The organism is Salinifilum ghardaiensis (assembly GCF_054491345.1).
On the sequence record NZ_CM137101.1, the window covers coordinates 2,160,471 to 2,178,411 of the forward strand.

At 71.3% G+C, this 17,941-nt stretch carries 11 protein-coding genes; 4 read left to right on the top strand and 7 right to left on the bottom strand.

Going from position 1 to position 17,941, the window contains the following annotated elements; translation table 11 throughout:
* Nucleotides 1-112: 112 nt before the first annotated feature.
* The 5 genes from ACVGV0_RS09905 to ACVGV0_RS09925 are packed head-to-tail and all read right to left on the bottom strand — an operon-like array spanning nt 113 to nt 11,314.
* On the bottom strand, nt 113-1,132 hold the full coding sequence (locus ACVGV0_RS09905; RefSeq protein WP_459159560.1) for an SDR family oxidoreductase: 1,020 nt from the start codon (nt 1,130-1,132) through the stop codon (nt 113-115).
* A complete protein-coding gene (locus ACVGV0_RS09910; protein ID WP_459159561.1) occupies nt 1,129-4,392 on the bottom strand; it encodes a polyketide synthase dehydratase domain-containing protein in 3,264 nt (1,087 codons plus the stop codon). The genes ACVGV0_RS09905 and ACVGV0_RS09910 overlap by 4 nt, the downstream gene beginning before the upstream one ends.
* Nucleotides 4,385-9,088: an SDR family oxidoreductase gene (locus ACVGV0_RS09915; RefSeq protein ID WP_459159562.1), complete on the bottom strand. Its 4,704-nt coding sequence runs from the start codon at nt 9,086-9,088 to the stop codon at nt 4,385-4,387. The genes ACVGV0_RS09910 and ACVGV0_RS09915 overlap by 8 nt, the downstream gene beginning before the upstream one ends.
* Nucleotides 9,089-9,105: 17 nt before the next feature.
* A complete protein-coding gene (locus ACVGV0_RS09920; RefSeq protein ID WP_459159563.1) occupies nt 9,106-10,629 on the bottom strand; it encodes a PfaD family polyunsaturated fatty acid/polyketide biosynthesis protein in 1,524 nt (507 codons plus the stop codon).
* A gap of 4 nt (nt 10,630-10,633) precedes the next feature.
* On the bottom strand, nt 10,634-11,314 hold the full coding sequence (locus ACVGV0_RS09925) for an EF-hand domain-containing protein (protein ID WP_459159564.1): 681 nt from the start codon (nt 11,312-11,314) through the stop codon (nt 10,634-10,636).
* Nucleotides 11,315-11,880: 566 nt separating this feature from the next.
* Between ACVGV0_RS09925 and ACVGV0_RS09930 the strand changes: the two genes are divergently transcribed.
* Both ACVGV0_RS09930 and ACVGV0_RS09935 read left to right on the top strand, forming a co-directional pair.
* Nucleotides 11,881-12,027, top strand: a complete 147-nt coding sequence (locus ACVGV0_RS09930) for a transposase (RefSeq protein WP_459159565.1) — start codon at nt 11,881-11,883, stop codon at nt 12,025-12,027.
* Between the two features lie 429 nt (nt 12,028-12,456).
* Entirely contained in the window at nt 12,457-14,946 is a 2,490-nt protein-coding gene (locus tag ACVGV0_RS09935) for an EAL domain-containing protein (protein ID WP_459159566.1), read from the top strand.
* A gap of 149 nt (nt 14,947-15,095) precedes the next feature.
* Here the strand turns inward: ACVGV0_RS09935 and ACVGV0_RS09940 are convergent, their stop codons facing one another.
* Entirely contained in the window at nt 15,096-15,500 is a 405-nt protein-coding gene (locus tag ACVGV0_RS09940) for an alcohol dehydrogenase catalytic domain-containing protein (protein WP_459159567.1), read from the bottom strand.
* A gap of 59 nt (nt 15,501-15,559) precedes the next feature.
* Between ACVGV0_RS09940 and ACVGV0_RS09945 the strand changes: the two genes are divergently transcribed.
* The gene (locus tag ACVGV0_RS09945; RefSeq protein ID WP_459159568.1) at nt 15,560-16,048 is read left to right on the top strand and encodes an MFS transporter; all 489 of its coding nucleotides are present in this window, start codon (nt 15,560-15,562) and stop codon (nt 16,046-16,048) included.
* Nucleotides 16,049-16,050: 2 nt separating this feature from the next.
* Complete coding sequence (locus ACVGV0_RS09950) at nt 16,051-16,599, top strand: MFS transporter (RefSeq protein ID WP_459159569.1); 549 nt, start codon at nt 16,051-16,053, stop codon at nt 16,597-16,599.
* A 209-nt stretch (nt 16,600-16,808) separates the two neighbouring features.
* On the opposite strand, the gene ACVGV0_RS09955 is transcribed toward ACVGV0_RS09950, so the two are convergent.
* Nucleotides 16,809-17,666, bottom strand: a complete 858-nt coding sequence (locus tag ACVGV0_RS09955; RefSeq protein WP_459159570.1) for a hypothetical protein — start codon at nt 17,664-17,666, stop codon at nt 16,809-16,811.
* Nucleotides 17,667-17,941: the final 275 nt, after the last annotated feature.

Consider the following 17,941-nt stretch of genomic DNA (forward strand, 5'->3'; position numbering starts at 1 on the left):
GGCTCGCCCCTCCGACACGATCGTTGACCACACGCGGCGTGATAGCGGCTTCCACGGTCCTCGCGTGTGGTTCGTACTTGAGGCCCAGTTGGAGGCTCTCGAGGAGTGCGCGTCACGAGAGCTCCCAAGTTTCCCGGGGTAGTTCGGCGAGGTGATCGATCAGGTGGCGCAGGGCGGTTTCGCTCGATTCGGCGGTGGGTGCAGGTGGGCCGGAGGGGATGCCTCCCAGGGAGGTGGGAAAGGGATCGGCGTTGTCGTAGGCGGCCATGAGGTCGGCGGCGCGCTGGATGACGCTGGGTGCCGCGGAGCTGGAGGAGCGTGAGAGGACGCTGGTGATGACCGTGGCGGCGACGGCCGGATCGATGAGACGGGTGTGGAAGACCGTCTGGTCGATGTCGCGCAGGTCTTCGTCGTACTGGGCGCGGGCGGCCGAGGCGTCGCTGGCGACGTCGATGATGCGTTCCATCGGCAGGGCGGCCGGGCCGGCGGTGACCCAGTGCTCGCCGTGCGCGTCGTGGTCGCGGGCGAGAGCGGCCAGCGCGGCCGCGACGGCGTCCCGGGGGACGAGGTCGATGCGTGTGCCGGGCGTGCAGGGCAGGAAGGGGAGCTGGCCGGACAGTGCGAACCCGAGCAGGTAGTGGAACGCCTGGAGCCGCGGGATGTCGCCGGTGCGGGAGTCGCCGATCACGGTGGAGATGCGGGCGATGCAGGTGGGCAGACCGGATTCGCGGACCAGGGTCTCGCCGGCGGTCTTGGTGGCGGCGTACGCGTCGAAGGGCGTGCCGTTGCCCGCTCGGGTGACGAACGCCGTGGAACCGTGCACGAGGCGGGCGCCCGCGTCCTCGGCGAACTGCAGCACGTGGCCGGTGCCGACGACGTTGACCCGGTGCAGGTGCTCGTGCGAGGCCGAGAAGTTCACGGCCGCCGCGCAGTGCACGACCACGTCGACCTCGGCCGCGAGCTCGCGGTACTCGGCCGGGTGGAGGCCGAGCCAGGGGCGGGTCACATCGCCGCGCACGGACGTGGTCTCGACCGGTTTGTGGTGGGTGAGCGCGATGACCTCCTCGGTGCCGTCCAGCTCGCGCAGCAGGGCGGAGCCGACGGCCCCGGAGGCTCCGGTGATCAGAATCATGGGGTCCTCACGGTGGCGGAGTTCTCGTCCCAGCTGACGCCGTCGAGGGTGGTCACCTCGACCGTGCTCGGGTGGACGCCGGTGGTTCGGGCGAGGTGGTCCTTGACGGCGATGTGGGCCAGCCAGTCGGCGGCGCGGGTGTCCGCGGGCAGGCCGTAGAGGGCGTTGACGGTGCCCGGCACCGTGTCGGCCCGCTCCACGTCGCGCCTGCGCAGCACTCCGTCCGAGCCGGTCAGCAGGAGGCGGGAGTCGGGTGCGGCGTCGCGCAGGTAGGCGCGTCGCTCCGGACCTGACACCGCGGTCAGGGCTCCGATCGGGATGTGCATGACCACGGTTTGGAAGGCGACCAGCACGTGCTGTCCGCGGCACATCTGGATGTCGATCGCGACGAGGTCGTCGGGCAGCGTGCCGGCGAAACGGGCCTCGACCTCGATCTGGCCGTGGTCGGGCAGGGGCTCGTACACGGTGAGGTGGTTGAGTCGGTGCGGGAACGCCAGCCGGTCGGAGCCGATCGCCGGGTCCCACCGGTGCAGCGCGTCGTGCGGGATGGTGTGCAGCGCGGCGTCCAGCAGCCCTTGGTGCAGCGCGCCGCGGGGCACCGACCCGCGTTCGGCCTCGAGGACGCCGCTGGCCCCGGTGGAGCCCATCCGCAGCCTCGTCACGTACTGGAAGCTCGGCCCGTGGAAGAGGTTCGCGTTCTCGTAGGGGTCCGGCGCGTCCGCGAGGTCCTCCAGCGGGGCGAAGCGAGTCGGCCGGGGTGGTGCTTCGAAGCCGACCGTCGCGGTGGCCACCGGGACGAAGCGGGAGAGTGCGCCGGCCTCGTGCCACACCGCGAGCCGGACTTGTTCGTCGGTGCAGGTGGTGCGCAGCCGGGTCGGGTTGGCCACGGGCAGCCAGCGCTGCATGCTCAGGTCGCGCAGCACCCGCACCGGGCGTCCGGCGCGGTCCCCGGCGGACCGGGCGAGGAGCTCGGCGGTCGACATCAGCGGCACGGCGGGGACCGTCCAGGTGGGGCAGTGGTCCGCCAGCCACGTGTCCGCCCGGGGGTCGAGCACGGTGTCGACCGTGGAGGGCGAGTCCGGCGCGCCGGGCACCACGCGCACCTGCAGGCGGGGCACGTGGTAGATCTTGCGGCCGTCCACCCACAGCCAGGCCTCGGCCGCTGCGTGCCCGCCGCCGGGGCCCAGTTCGACGTCCAGCACGTCCAGTTCGACGGTGACGAGCGCGTCGGAGGGCAGGACTTGGCCGCGGTACTTCCACGAGTCGGGCACGACGGGGTCGAAGCGGAAGCCGTCGTCGACGCCGCGCTGGATCAGGTAGCAGGACAGGAGCTGGCACATCGCTTCGACGCCGAGCGAGCCGGGTTGGACCGGGTCGTTGAAGAAGTGCGCTTTGAAGTACCAGGCGTCGGCGCGCACGTCGCACTCGGCGCGCAGCCGTCCGAGGCCGGCCGGGCCGCCGTCGGTCCAGTAGCCGGTGAGCCGGTCGAGCATCAGCAGCATCTGGCCGGGCAGGCGGGCGGAGCGCCCGAAGAAGCGGGCGGGGCGGGATCGCAGGTCGACAACGGGGTGTTCGCAGGGCTGGGCGAGGCGGGAGCGGTCGTGGTCGGTCACCGGCAGACCGGTCTGGGGCGTCAACTGCTCCGCCGAGGTCAGGGCGAAGACCGTGGTCCCCTCCAGGACGGTGACGCCGTCGGCTTCGCAGCGGATCCGGAACGTTTCGATCGTCGTGCCGTCCCAGTGCTCGACGTCGGTGAGCTCGACCGCGGTGCGCACCGAGCTGACCTCGGGGGGCACGTCGCGGACCGTCGAGAGTCGACCGTCGAGGTTGCGGATCCGCAGCTGCTCGTCGGCCGTGCCGCCGTTCATCAGGGCGGTCAGGAAGCCGCAGGGCTGCAGCGCGATCTCCATCAGCACGGCGACCGGCACCGTCCCGCTCTGCTCGCGGAACCACACGTGCCGGGGCACGTCGTACTCGGCGACCAGGCTGCTGCCAGGGCGGAAGTTCCCTTGGGTGGCGGACAGCTCGGTGACCCGGGTGAGGAACAGGTACGGCGGCCCCGGCAGCCGCAACGCGTCGTCGCTGGCGCCGGGGAGGATCTCGGCGCGCGGCCCCCAGGCGGCGGTGAGCATCGTGGCGTGGTCGTAGCGGATTCGGCCCGTGCTCGCTGCGGCCGGATCCTCGTGGCCGCGCAGGCCTGCCAGCGCGCTGAGCGGGACCGGATCGCCGGTGCGCTGGACCGCGGGTGGACCGAGGAGCTTCCAGTGCGGCAGGGGGGTGTCGGCGACGAGGTGAACGGCGAGCCCTTCGGCGCGCAGCACCACCTGCTGCTCGATCGTGACGACTACGTCGGCGTGCGCGGTCGTGCCGGTGAGCGAACGCAGGGTGAGGTGGTACCGGGGTGTGCCGCTCGGCGCGTTGAGCAGGACCCGCAGGCGGGTGGGCGACTCCGGCAGCGGTTCGAAGCGCCAGCCGTCGTGGTGGATCGTGCTCCCGGTCGCGGCGAGGTGGAACGCCATCGCTTGGAGCCCGCCTTCGAGCAGCGCGGCGGGCGAGTGCCACGTGGTCGGCGGGGTGCGGCCGGTCGCGGTGAGCCCGCGTTCGGGATCGAACGCGGTGACCTCGCGCAGCAGCAGGATGCGTCGCGACCCGATTCCGGGGGTTCGGACGTGGGCGCGCGTGAGTTCCCACTCGGGGCCGGCCCAGCAGTCGGCCGGGCGGCCCTCGGCGAACGCCGTGACCGCATCGGTGTCGAACGCGGCCCCGGGGTGCTCGGTCGGTGCGGGCAGGTCCAGGTGGTCCGCCAGGCTGCCGCGCAACGACAGGTGGCCGTCGACCTCGCCTCGCAGCGCCGCTTCGGTGACTGTCAGCGAGCTGAGCAGCTGATCGCCAGGTGCGGGCAGGGCGTGGTGGAAGGTGAGTTCGCCGTCGAGCGCGCCGTCGCGCTGCGGCCACAGCGCCAGCAGTTCGTCCAGCACGGCCCCGCCCGTCATGCGACCGGCGCGGTCGAGGTACCAGCCGTCCAGCTCCACGGTGGCCCGGGCCGTGCGGGCCGGTTCGGTGGCGGGCTCAGCGGCCGTTCCGGTGGCCGCCCCGGTGGTGGGCGGGTGAACGCTTGCCTGCGTGGCCAGGAAGCGTTCGTGGAGCTGGGTGGCCTGCCGCAACTGTTCGGAGATCGCCGCCGCGGCGCTGATCGGGGCCGGTGCCGGCTGGTGGGACCGCGGAGCGCGGGGCATGACCTCGAAATCCTGGTCATCCATTGGTGGCCTCCCCGAGTCGCGTCAGCGCGCGGCCGGCGGTGATCAGCACGCGCGGGTCGTCGGCAGGGGCGGTCAGTTCCCGGGCGAAGACGCGCGCTCCGTCCTGCAGGGGGATCAGGTCGACGCCGCCGAGGCGGAACACCTCGGCCAGCTCGGGGGTGACCATGCCGCCTTCCCACGGTCCCCACAGCAGCGAGCGGACCACCGCGTCCGGCCGAGCATGTTGCTCGGTGGCGAGCACGTGGTTGAGGGTTTCGTTGGCCATCGCGTAGTCGCACTGCTCGGCGTTGCCGGTCGCGGCGACGACCGAGGAGAACACGCACAGCAGCCGCAGCGGGTCCTCGCGGGTGGCGTCCAGCAGTGCCCGCAGCCCGTCGACCTTGGTGCTGAACACGGCCTCGAACTGGTCCTCGGTCTTGTCCTCCACCCGCTGGTCGTTCAGCACCCCGGCCGCGTGGATGAGGCCGGTGATCGGTCCCCACTGCTGCCGGACGTCGGCGAGCGCCGCCCGCACGGCTTCGCTGTCCCGGACGTCGACGCGCATGTAGCGGACCTGGTCCAGCCCGTCCACCTCGCGGTCGGAGCTGCGGCCGAGCATGACGAAGCGTGCGCGGTGCCGGGAGCTGAGCTCGCGCAGGGCGGCGGCGGTGACGGCCCCGGTCCCGCCGGAGACCACGATCACCGGGTCGGCTTCCCAGGCACCGTCCGCGGCCGGTTCCGGGGCCTCGGTGGTGTCGAGCGTCCACCGGGTGCCGTCCGCGGCGAGCGCGACGTCGAGATCCGGGCCTCCGGTGAGCAGCTCGTCGACGAGGGCGGTGGCGGTCTCGGTCGCCGAGCGGTCCGCGCGGTGGCAGTCGATGGCCTTGACCGCGGCCAGCGGCCACTCCCAGCGGACGGTGCGGGCGAGTGCGGCCAGGCCGCCGAGCCAGGGCCGTTGCGCGTCGCGGTGGCCGAATCCGCCTCCGGTGTCCTGCACTGTGACGAAGACACCGCCCGCGGTGCGCAGCCGGGGCGCGATCGCCTGTGCGGCTCGGAAGGCGTCCCGTTGGGTGTCCAGGGCCTCGTCCGCGGACGCGGTCTCGGCCAGTCCGCCGAGCAGCACCAGGCCGTCGGCCTCCAGCGTGGTGATCGCGGCCGCGGTGCCGACCTGCGCGTGGACGCCGCGCTCGGTGAGCAGTCGCGCGGTCTCCTCGGCGACCCCGGTTCCGTCGTCGGTGATCAGGACGGTTCCGAGCCCTTGCATGGCGCTGCCCGGTGCGGGCGCGCGCCGCAGCGTCGGCACGTGCCGGTGGATCGTCTGGTCGGGGGCGGATGTGACGGGCTGGGCGGGTGCGTTCAGCAGCTCGCGCAAGCGGTCGGCGATCTCGCCGAGGGTGCGCAGCGTCAGCAGCGGGGTGAGCCGTTCCCGGTCCATTCCCTCCAGCTGCGGGAACATCGGGCGCAGGGCCGAGAGGACCTGGGCGCGGGTGATCGAGTCCAGGCCGAGGTCGGCCTCCAGCTCCATGTGCGGTTCCAGGATCTCCACCGGGTAGCCGGTCTTCTCGGCCACGGCGGCCAGCACCTGGGGTTCCAGTTCCTCGATGCTGCGTGACGGCACGGGTTCCGGGGCCGCGGCGGTCGCTGGGGCAGTGGGGGCCACCGGGGTGGCGGAGGCGGCGGGCGGTTCGGAGGTCACAGGGGGTTCGGGAGACGCGGGTGGCCCGGCCGGTGCGGGTGGTGGGGTGGTGGTCCGGAAGGTCGGCGAGGGGGTGGCGGTCTGCCCGAGGCCGTGGTCTGCGGCCGGGTCCAGCGAGGTCAGCGCGTCGATCGACTTCTCGGCCATGCTCAGGTACGCCGCGTGGGCGCGGGCGACCTCCTGCTGGGCTTCGGCGACCGCGCGCAGCGTGTCGCCGTCGTGGGGGACGTCCTCCTGGGCTGCGGAGCCGGACAGGACCGGTGCTGGCGCGGTCGGCTCGTACTGCGGGTTCGGCGGGTAGCGCCTGCCGTGGTTGCCTCCGTTGATCAGGACGGGCATCGCCGGGCGTGCGGGCTCGGGCTCGTCCGGGCCGTGCCACAGCCCGGCGAAGTCGAGCGGGACGCCGAGCGTGGCGAGCTGTCCGAGCGCGTCGAGCAGCCCGGTCACCCCGTTGGAGCTCGCGCGGTCCAGGGCGATCGCGTGGCCGTCGGAGAGGTTCTCCTTGACCAGGCTGGTCAACGCCCTTCCCGGGCCCACTTCCAGGAAGATCCGCACCCCGTCGGCGTGCATCGCCCGCACCATGTCGGCAAACCGGACCGGTGAGGCGACGTGGTCGGCGATCGCCTGCCGGATCTCGGCCGGCTGCACCGGGTGCACGGCTGCCGCGGCGTTGCCGTACACGTTCAGCAGCGGCGCGCGCACCGTCTCCGCGGACAGGAAGTCCCGCAGCGGTTCGGTCGCGGGGGCGACGAGGGGGCTGTGGAAGGCGGCCGCGGTGTCGAGCGTCCGTGCGGTCATCCCGGCCGCGGTGGCGTGCTTGCGCACCAGCGCGCCCGCCTCGGCGGTCGCGGCCACCACGACCTGGCGCGGACCGTTGTGGTTGGCGATCCAGGCCTGACCGGGGTCGTGCTGCTCGAGGAGGTTGGTCACCTCGTCCACGCCCGCGTCCAGGGCGATCATGACGCCGGAGCCCTCCCGCATCAGCTCGCCCCGCCGGGCGGCCAGCCGCATCAACGTGTCCTCGTCGAACGCGCGTGCCGCGTGCAGCCCCACCAGCTCGCCGAAGCTGTGCCCGGCCACGCAGTCCGGCCGCACACCCGCGGTCTCCAGCACGTTCAGCAGCGCGAGGCTGTGCGCGGCGATGGCGGGCTGGGCGACGCCGGTGTCGGTGAGCGCGTGCTGCTGCGCCTGCCGCTCGACCTCGGTGAACACCGGTGGCGGGAAGACCAGCGGGGAGATCTCGTGCCGGTCCCACACCGCGTGGGCCTGGGGGAAGTGCATCGCCAGGTCGGCCCCCATGCCGACGTACTGGGAGCCCTGGCCGGGGAAGAGGAACGCGATCCGGCCCGGAGTGCGACCGACACCGTAGTGCAGGCCGGAGGGCGTCGAGAACGGCTTCGCGCCGACCAGACCCCGGGCCTGCTCCAGCTTCTGCTCGAGGTCCTCCGTGGACGAGGCGACCACCGCCAGCCGGTGCTCCTGCGTGTGCTGGAAGGCGTTCTGGGAGCGCCGCGCGACCGCCGTGAGGCTTTCCGACAGGTCGAGCGAGAACAGCTCCTGCGGCGTCGCGGCGGACAGCACCACCAGTTCTCCCGGCCGTGCTTCGCAGCGCACCGCGGGGCGGGCTCCCGCCGTTTCGTCGGTGTACTCCTCCAGTGTGACGTGGAAGTTCGAGCCGCCGAAGCCGAAGCTGGACACCGAGGCCCGCCTGGGGTGCTCGGCCGCGTGGATCCACGGCCGTGCCTGCGTGTTGAGGTAGAGGGGGCTGTCCTCCAGGTTCAGCGCGGGGTTCGGGCGGCCGACCTTGATCGTCGGCGGCAGCACCTTGTGCCGCAGCGCCAGGGCGGTCTTGAGCAGGCCCGCGGCTCCGGCGGCGGCCTTGGTGTGTCCGATCTGGGACTTGACGGACCCGAGCGCGCACCACTGGCGGTCCGTCCGCCCGCTCGCCTCGAACACCGAGTGCAGGGCGGCTGTTTCGGTGACGTCGCCGGGAGCGGTGCCGGTGCCGTGCGCCTCGACCAGACCGACCGTGTCCGGTCCGTAGCCGGCGGTCTCGTACGCCCGGCGCAGCGCCCGTGCCTGCCCGGTGTCCAGCGGTGCGTACACCGAGGTGCCGCTGCCGTCCGAGGAGGAGCCGATGCCGCGGATGACGGCGTGCACCCGGTCGCCGTCGCGTTCGGCGTCGGCGAGCCGTTTCAGGGCGAACAGGCCGAGGCCCTCGCCCAGCATGGTGCCGTCCGCGCGCTCGTCGAACGGGCGGCAGTCGCCGGTGGGCGACAGGGCCGGGGTCTTGCTGAAGCACTGGAAGGTCATCGCGTCGTTGAGCGTGTCGACCCCGCCGGTGATCACCATGTCGGAGCGGCCGAGCAGCAGGTCGTCGACCGAGACCGACAGGGCGGCCAGCGAGCTCGCGCAGGCGGAGTCGACGGTGAAGTTGGTGCCGTGCAGGTCGAAGCGGTTCGCGATCCGCCCGGCGACCACGTTGCTCAGCATGCCGGGGAACGTCGCTTCCTGCCACGGTGCCGAGTACTCGAGGATCCGGTCGCAGACGGCGTCGGCGTCGGCTTCCGACAGTCCGCTGTCCAGCAGCGTCCGGCGCCACTGCGGGCGTCCGGACCGCGTCGCCATCTCGCCGAGCAGCTGCAGGGAGGCGCAGCCGAGGAACACGCCGACCCGTTCGCCGTCGATCTGGCCGAGCCCGGCGTCGGAGAGCCCGGTCAGCAGGCGTTCCGCGGCGACCAGTGCCAGCAGTTGGGCGGTGTCGGTGGCTGGCAGGTTGCGGGGCGGCACCCCCAGGGCCATGGGGTCGAACTCGACCTCGGGCAGGAAGGCCCCGCGGCGGGCGTAGGTCTTGTCCGGCGCGTCCGGGTCGGGGTCGTAGAAGTCCTCGATCAGCCAGCGGTCGGCCGGCACGTCGGTCATGAGGTCGCGTCCTTCGACGACGTTGCGCCAGAAGGCGTCCACGTCCGGCGCGCCCGGCATGATCGCGCTGACGCCGACGATCGCGATCCGGTGGTCCATGTTCGTTCTGCCGTTTCTCAAACCAGTGGGCGGGGGCGGAAGTCGAAGGCATCGGAGGGGAGGCGGGCCCCGAGCGCGCGCAGCTGGTGCGCGCGGGTGAGCACGGCGGCTCCCTGGAGCAGGTTGCGGGCGATCTGCGTGACCGCGCGTCCGCCGGGTTCGGCCAGGAAGCTGCCCGCGGTCCAGGTGTTGAACGCTCCCGCGGCGGGGCCGCACCACAGCTGGTAGTCGTTGCGGCGGCCGGGCGTGCCGTCGACCGCCCAGGTGACCGAATTGCCCAGGTACCAGCGGAAGATCAGCGCCATCTTGTGCCTGGGGTCCGCCTGGGCCCGGGTGAGCTCGCTCGGGCGGCGCTGCGCCCAGTACTCCTCGGTGCGTTGCCACACCTCGTCCAGACCGGCTCCGAGGACCTCGCGCTCCAACGAGTCCCTGGTCTCGGCGGGGAGCGATTCCAGCGACGGGTGTTCGAGGTACAGCTGGTGCAGCCGGGCCGCCCGACCGGCGAACATGGTGCCGCGGCGCAGCACCTGGACCTTGGCGCCGAGTTCGAACATGTCCGCCGCTGGCGCCATCGCCACGTCGGCCACCCCGGCCTGCGCGAGCATGGCCTTCGCCTCGTCGCCGACCGCGGCCTCGAGCGACATCTGGTTCACCGAGCCGGTGAGCACGTAGGCCGCGCCGAGGGCGAACGCCGCGGACACCGCGGCCGGATCGCCGAGTCCGCCCGCCGCGCCCACCCGCACTCCCGGGCTCTTCCGCCGCGCCAGGGACAGGACCGTAGGCAGGACCGACATCAGCGGTCTGCCGTCGGTGTGCCCACCGCTGTCCGCCTCGACGGTGATGTCGTCCGCCACCGGTATCCGGCTGACCAGGCGGCCCTCCTCCTCGGTGATCTCACCGGTGTCCACGAGCCGACGGACCAGCCCGGGAGGAGGTGGCGACATGAACAGCTCGGCCGTCTCCGGGCGTGAGACCTTGGCGAACAGCGCGGTCTTCCGAATGACCCGCCCCGTCGCGTCGGTCCGCAGTCCGGAGGCCGCGCAGCGCACCACCGCTGGGGTGATGTCCAGGAACGCCGACAGGGAGATCTTCGGTACTCCGGCGCGTAACAGACGCGTGGCGACCTCGTCCTCCATGGCCGCGTCGTCGGGGTGGTGGATGAGGTTGACGCCCCAGTTCCGCCGCTCGGCGAGACGTGTCCGCAGTCGTTCCAGTTCCCGGTCGAGCCGTTCAACACTGAGCCCAGCCGTCCCGAAGAACGCCAGCATCTCCGCCCGCGCCATCGCCTCGACCAGTTCGACCCCGGCGATGCCGTGCGCCATCTCGCCCGCGACGTAGGGAAACCGCACGTCGTGTGCCTCGGTGAAGCCCTGGTCGCCCAGCCACTCCGGGTACAAGGCCGGCACCGTGCCGACGCCCCCGGGTACCGGCCGCTCCGAGAGTCCCAGCGCGCCGTCCCGCTCGTGCGCCACCAGATGCGCCGGCTTCGTCACCCGCTGGGCGAGTTCGACGAGACCGGCGCCGTCGAACACTCCTGTCACGGCGTCAGATGCGTCCGAGCGCCAGGTTGCCCGGTGCCTGCGGATCGGTGCTGATGATGAAGTCGGTGACCGCCATCAGGATCTCGGGGTAGCCGAGGTAACCGTTCCCGTCGGAGTCCATCACCGACCACGCGTGCTCGGCGTGCTGCCGCTCCACGCGCAGCACCTCCGTGACGAGCCGGAGCCCGTCGTCCCGGGTGACCCGCCCGTCGTTGTCCTCGTCGGCCATCGCGAACGCCAGGTTCGTGACCACGCCGATGTACTGCAGCGTCTTGTCCGGCGTCTCCGCCACGCTGTTGGCCATGACCGTGACGAACTGCTCCCGGTCCAGCCGTTCCGGGTCCGGCACCCACGCGGGTTTGACCACCAGCGCGTGCCAGATCCGGTTCACCGTCGCTTCCAGCTGCTGGGCCCGTGGCGAGTCCTCGGCGTGACCGGTCAGCCGTGCGAGGCGGTGCGCGAACTGCAGCGTGTCGGCGGGCGTCACCGCGCGGTCGCCGTCGTCGTCCAGCACGTCGAACATCCACAGCTGCTTGCGCCGCAGGTACGGATCCTGGTTCGCGGCCAGCCGCTCCGCCGCCGCGATGGTGGTCTCCGCGTCCGGTTTGGACGCGGCCGCGGCCTCACCCGCTAGCGCCGCAGCGGACACGGCCCCCGCTGCCAGACCCGCAGTTCCACGCAGCACCGACCTGCGGGGAACATCCGTCGTTTCGTCGTCCTTCGGTGATTCAGCCACCACGAGCCCTTCGATTTCACAGCATGATCGCTGTTGAAACGGCGTTAACGATCTTGCGCCCGGAAGAGTAGCAGCGTTCCGCGTCATCAAGACCAAATAACACCCGATCCAGCTATTTTCAGAGCAACGAACCAGGATCATCGAGGCATTGGAGCCCCTCATGCATTCGGCTGGGGAGTCGGCGCCAGCGGCTGGGGCCGGTGTCGCCGATGGGGGTCGCGGAATGTCGGTGCGAGTCCCCCTCGGGTGGTCAGGCGGAGGAACTGGTGCAGCAGCGCCGGAGTTCATCCGACTCCCCAGCGCGCGGGCTGGTTGTTGTTCCGGGTGCCGAGCCGGTTGATTAACGGATCTCGCGCTGACGCGGGAGATTCCGGTGACGATCGTCGTCGCGACCGCGGTCGACAACCAGCACATCGAAACTGGGTCCGGCAGGGAGGCCGACTGAGGTGAGCGTTCGGACCGCCCGCCTGGGACGTGTTTTCGAAGGGCGGTTGCTCGTGTGATGCGATCACGGTGTGGTCCGTCGGCACGAGTTGAGCGATGAGCAGTGGCAGGGCATCAAGCTGTTGTTGCCGGCTTCCGGAGCCCCCGGGCGGCTGCGCGTGGACGAGCGTCGGGTGCTCAACGGGATGTTGTTCAAGGCGCAGGCGGGAATTGCGTGACGGGACCTTCCCGAGCGGTACGGCCCGTGGCGAACCGTCTGCACTCGGTTCTGGCGCTGGGGGCGGGATGGCACCTTGGCCGATCTGGTCAGCCGTGTGCAGGTCATCGCCGAGGCCTCTGGGGCGTTGGACTGGCAGGGCGCGGTGGATGCCACGATCGTGCGGCGTCCACCAGCACGCGGCCGGCGCACACCAGCACACAGGGGTCGCGGCGACGGCACCGGCAGAACACGCCGAACCAGCTGATCAGGCTGTCGGCCGCTCCCGGGCGGTCCCACCACCAAACCATCCCCGAACGCGGCGACCAGCAACGCCACCGACGTCGCCGAGGCTCTGCAGGCGGACGCCCACCGGCCTTCGCCCCCGCTGGCGAAGTGGCTGGCGGTTTTCGCCGAGCGCTCGGCCAGTGCGTCGCCGATACTCCAACGAGTGATTTCGGTGCGGCGTCGACGGGTTTCCCTGCTGGGACGCGTCTACACGGTCGTGGTGGTCCTCATCCTGCTGCTGGGCGTGATGGCGGTGGGCACGGTCGTGCTCCAGCGGCGAGGTGAGAAGGCGACCACCGAACTGACTACCGAGGTGGTGCCCGCGCAGGTGGCGACCAGCGAGTTGGCCGCAGCCTACGTGGGGCAGGAAAGCGCGCTGCGCGGATTCGTGAACACCGGTGATCCCACCCACCTGGGGGTGTACCAGAACTACACGGGTGAGGCCGCGCAGTTGCAGGTCGGCATCGGTCGGCAGCTGGGCGATCATTCGGAGGTGACGGGGCTGCTGGGAAATGTTGACCAGTCCGCCCAGGTCTGGCGCGAGCAATCCGTCGAGCCCGCGATCGCACGAACCCGAGCCCAGGGCCCGGACATGCTCTCACCAGCGGAGACGGTGGCCGAACGGCAGCGTTTCGGCGCCTTGCGGGCCGAGCTGACCGGGCTGCAGCATCGCGTCAACGCGATCGCCGGGGCGCAACGCGCCGACGCGGAGGCGGCGCGATCCACGGCGAACGGGCTCGTCGTCGCCGTCGGGCTGAGCAGTCTCGTCCTCGCGGCCGCTGCTCTGTTCTTCCTGCGCAGGTCGCTGAACCGACCGCTGCGTACGCTCGTTTCCCAGGTCGACCAGGTGGCCACGGGCGATCTCGATCGCCCCGTGCATGACGTGCAGCCGCGCGAGTTGAGCTCGGTCGCGCAGGCGGTGGAGACCATGCGCCAGCGCGTCCTGGAGGAGACGCAGCGCAGGGAGCAGGTGCAGCAGAACTTGGCTCGCCACGAGGCGGCCGAGCGCAGGCGGACCGAACAGGACTTCGCCACTGTGGTCACCGCGCTCGACGAGGGGGTCATCGTGGTCAACCCCGCGGGGGTGATCACCGCGGCCAATCCCTCCGCCCAGCGCATCTTCGGCGTGGCCGAGAGCGAGCTCGTCGGCTCCGCCATCGAAGGGTGGGCGGTGTTCGACGAGTCCGGCCAAGCCCTGCCGCCGGAGTCCCACCTGGCGACCCAGCACACCGGCCAGCCGCAGAACACCCGCGTGCTGCAGCTGGAGCGCCGCGACGGACAGACCGTGTGGTTGTCGGTCAGTTCCCGGGCGCTGGCCCAGCAGGAGCAGCCACCGCACACCGTGGTCCTCTCGTTCACCGACATCACCGAGAGCCGGGCCGCCCGGCAGCGTCTGGAGCACGAAGCCACCCACGACCCGCTGACCGGGTTGGCCAACCGGGCCCTCGTGCTGCGGCACTGCGACGAGCGTTCTCCCGAGCAGCCGTTGGCCGTGCTGTACCTGGATCTGGACAACTTCAAGCGCATCAACGACTCGCTGGGCCACGCCGCCGGCGACGAAGTGCTGCGCCTCATCGGCCGTCGTCTGGTCGAGGTGGTCTCCGCTGACACCGTGGTGGGTCGGCTCGGCGGCGACGAGTTCGTCCTGCTGGCGGCTGAAACCGCGCACGCGCGGCTGGCCGAGCTCAGCCGGCACCTGCTCGATGCCATCACCCGGCCGCTGCAGCTGCGGGACCGGCAGCTGCACGTCACGGCAAACCTCGGGATCGCGGTGTGCGAACTCGGAGATCCCCGCACGGGCGAGGACTTGCTGCGCGATGCCGACCTGGCCATGTACCGGGCCAAGAGCCGCAACAGCCGCTACGAGCTGTTCGACGTACCCCTGCGCGAACACGTGCAGCGGCACGTGGACCTGGAACAGGACCTGCGCCAAGCCGTGGACCGCGGCCAGCTCTGGGTGGCCTACCAACCCCTCGTGGATCTGGACAGCGGCCGCACCGTCGGCGTGGAAGGGCTGCTGCGATGGAGGCACCCGGAACACGGCACGGTCTCACCCGCCGAGTTCATCCCCATCGCCGAGGAAAGCGATCTGATCAACATCATCGGCGCGCACATGCTCCGCACCGCCACACGCGATCTCGCCGACCTGCGCCAGCGGCACGACCCGTCCCTCAGCCTCAACACCAACCTCTCACCGCGCCAACTCGACGACCCCGACTGGCAGGAGGAAATCCACCGCGCCCTGCACGCCTCCGGACTGCCCGCCACGGCCCTGTGCCTGGAGATCACCGAAGAAGCCATCATGCACGACCCCGCCCAAGCGGCCCGCGCGCTGCGCAACCTGCGAGCGCTCGGGATCCGGCTGGCCCTCGACGACTTCGGCACCGGCTACTCCTCGCTGTCGCAGCTGCGGCACCTGCCCCTGGACATCCTCAAAATCGACCGCTCCTTCGTCACCGACCTCGGCACCTCGGCCGATCTGCAGGCGATCGTCACCAGCATCGTGACCATGGCCCACGCCCTCGACCTCACCGTCATCGCCGAAGGCGTGGAAACGTCCTCCCAGCGAGCCCTGCTCACCCGGCTCGGTTGCGACCAGGCCCAGGGCTACCACCTCGGCAGGCCCGCCCCCTGCCACGAACTCGACGTCTAGCACCACAGGCCTCACCGCGGAGTGGCAGAGGAAAAGGCCCTGCGATCCCGTCCCGACGACGAGGCAGCGATCTCCAGGTCCCACCCCGGAGCGGCGCACGGCTGCCCGCGCCACCGTCAGCGGTTCCACGCACACCGCGTCCGCGCTGTTCACGTCACCGGCGATCGGGTGCGTGAAGTCCGCCGGAACCGCGACCCGTTCGGCGAGCACGCCCGCTGCGTCGAGTCCGACGGCGATGCGGTCCCCGCAGCCGGAGGTGAAACCGGATCGGCACTGCTCGCAGCGCCGGCAGCAGTAGTTGGCTCGATGACCACCCGCTGGCCCACGGCCCGGTCGCCGACGGCTTCGCCCGCAGCGATGATCTCGCCAACGCCTTCGTGCCCCAGCACCCGCGGCAGTGCGGGGACCTTCCTGCTACCGCGCACGACGGCGGAATCCGTGCCGCACAGACCTGCTCCCAACACGCGTACGAGGACGTCGCGCGGGCCGCAGGTCGGCTCCGGGGCGTCGATGATCTCGATGCGTTCCGGTGCGGTCAGGGCTGCTGCTTTCATCGATCCTCCGGTGTGCGCTATACGCTCAAATGTGCGGATAGCGCGCCGTATTCGTCTCCATGGGGATCTTCAAGCTCCTGCGTCCGAGGCTGCAGGGCGCGCGTGTTGGCCTGGGTGATCTTCCTGGGGCTCGCGGGGGCCACGCGCCCTGCGCGGGGGAGGGCTTCGCCGTCGGCGGGGAGTGGGGCGGCGCTGCCCTGATGGCCGTCGAAAGCGCTCCGCCGAAGCTCGAGGCGTTGTTCAGCAGCGGCGTCCAGGTCGGCTACTCCGTCGGGCTGCTGCTGGCCACCGGCGCCGTGGGCGTGATGCAGGCCCTCACGAGCGATGCCGCGTTCCAGGCTTGGGGTTGGCGCATCCCCTTCCTCCTCAGCGTCGTGTTCGTGGCCGTCGCGCTGTGGATCCGCGCGGGCGTCCCGGAAAGCGACGTGTTCCGCAAACAGGTCGCCGAACAGGCGCCGAAGCAGCGCAAGCTTCCGGTGCTCGATGCGCTCCGGCAGCACCCGCAGCGTTCTTCCAGATCATCGGCCTGCGGTTGGGTGAACTGCTGACGATGTACATCGTCACGACCTTCGCCCTGTCCTACGCGACCGACCAGTACGACTTCAGCTCCGGCTTCATGCTCAACGTCGCCCTCCTGGTCGGCGGTCCCGGGATCGTGACGATCCCGTTCTTCGCCTGGCTGTCCGACCGCTACGGGCGCAAGACCGTGTTCACCGCCGGTGCCGTCGTCGGGGTCATCGGTACGGTGCCCTATTTCCTGTCCATGCAGGCGGGTTCGCAGATCATGATCGTGGTGACCTCGGTCGTGCTGGTCAACATCGCCCACGACATGATCGTCAGCGTTCAGCAGCCGCTGCCCACCGAGCTGTTCGGCGCCGAGTACCGCTACAGCGGGGTCGGGCTCGGCTACCAGGTCGCCGCGGCCATCGGCGGTGGGTTCACCCCGGCCATCGCCACCGCGCTCGTCATGTTCGGCGACGGCGCCTGGCACTGGGTGGCGGCCTACCTCGGCCTCGGCTGCCTCGTCTCGGCTCTGGTCGCCCTGACCCTGCGTCCCGCGGTCGAACCCAGTGCCGTCCCCGAACCGGCGCGCGCATGACGGAACGGTTCATCGGGTGCTCTTCGTAGGACTCGTCCGGAGTGGAACAGTCCCGGTCAGAGCTCAGCGGCCTGCACGAGCCTCGGGATTCGGTTCGACTCCTCTTCGGCTCGAGTGCGCATCCTCCTGAGCGCAGCGGTGCGGTGACCGGGGCAGGCCAACCGCCGGAGCGCGGCAGGGGGTGCGAAACGTTCGACCCGGCGCGGTGTTCAGACGGTCCCCGTCGTTCCGGCCGAAGGGGCGCGTGACCCGTCTGCCGCGGCGGACTGGCGATGGGCGCCCGACATCATCGCGGATGTTCGCGCGCTCGCCCCGTTCGGTGCTGGCGTGCCGACCTGCGCTCCGGTGACGTGTTGGGTCTGGTCCTCGGGGGTCTGGTCCTCGGCGGTGCTCAGGTGTGCGCTGACGGTGCGCTGCAATTGCCGGTGGGCGCTGCCCAGCTCTTGTTGGAGCTTGAAGACTTGCTGCGCCAGCGCGGTGTCGCCGGCCAAGGTGCCGGTCTCGGCGGCGCGCAACACCACTTCGATCTGACCGTGCAGGCGGTGGTGCACGTCCGCGAAGGTGATGATCTGGCTTTGCTGTTCCAGCGGTGGTGACGCCCGGGCCACGGCTTTGAAGGCCGTGTCCTGCCAGCGTTGGCACGCTTGCCGGTAGTGGCGGTCGGTGGACAACCGGTAGTGCGGCGCCACGTGCGGATCGAAGGCGATGCGGAGCAGCTCCTGGCTCGCCTCCACCAGCTCACCGCTCGCCTTCGTCAGGGCGTAGGCCCACTCCCACAGCTCCGCCCGGGCGCTCGCGCGGTGTTCCTGACGCGCCTGCTCGAGCTGCTCGTTGGCGAACTTGACCTGTTCCCAGGCCCGTTCCGCCTGGCTTTGCGCGCGTTGGACCGCCTTCGAGGATTGCTCGGCGTGGTCTTCCGCCGCTGTGGTCAACTGGGAAACCCGACTTGCTTGCTGCGCCACCTGCTGGGCCTGCTTGTGCGCACGCCGCACGTGCCACCAGGCCAGGGTCACGGCAATGATCGCCACGCCGGCAGCACACCAAGTAATCAGATCCAGCGTTCGCATTGCGCTCAGAGTGGCACATGTGCGCGGCGCAGACACAGCGGGTGAACAAACTCTCGTCGGAAAGCCGCGCTTCGGGTGCGGACTGAGATCGTGCTGCTACGCAGCGCATCGCTCGTACGTCCGCGCACCGGGCGGATCGCCGCGAAGGCGACAAACCTCCGGCAGCCGGATGTCGGGCCGGCGTGGCTCGCTGGCGCCCTCGCGCCCTCGCGCACCGGGTGACTGCCGGTTCGAACGGCCCCTCCGGGGCCGCTCGTGCCGTGCCGGTGATCATC

What these genes read in the sequence shown, in the direction of transcription:
- ACVGV0_RS09905 (WP_459159560.1), bottom strand. Translation starts at nt 1,132, where the DNA reads ATGATTCTGATCACCGGAGCCTCCGGGGCCGTCGGCTCCGCCCTGCTG.
- ACVGV0_RS09910 (WP_459159561.1), bottom strand. Translation starts at nt 4,392, where the DNA reads ATGGATGACCAGGATTTCGAGGTCATGCCCCGCGCTCCGCGGTCCCAC.
- ACVGV0_RS09915 (WP_459159562.1), bottom strand. Translation starts at nt 9,088, where the DNA reads ATGGACCACCGGATCGCGATCGTCGGCGTCAGCGCGATCATGCCGGGC.
- ACVGV0_RS09940 (WP_459159567.1), bottom strand. Translation starts at nt 15,500, where the DNA reads ATGAAAGCAGCAGCCCTGACCGCACCGGAACGCATCGAGATCATCGAC.
- ACVGV0_RS09945 (WP_459159568.1), top strand. Translation starts at nt 15,560, where the DNA reads ATGGGGATCTTCAAGCTCCTGCGTCCGAGGCTGCAGGGCGCGCGTGTT.
- ACVGV0_RS09950 (WP_459159569.1), top strand. Translation starts at nt 16,051, where the DNA reads ATGTACATCGTCACGACCTTCGCCCTGTCCTACGCGACCGACCAGTAC.
- ACVGV0_RS09955 (WP_459159570.1), bottom strand. Translation starts at nt 17,666, where the DNA reads ATGCGAACGCTGGATCTGATTACTTGGTGTGCTGCCGGCGTGGCGATC.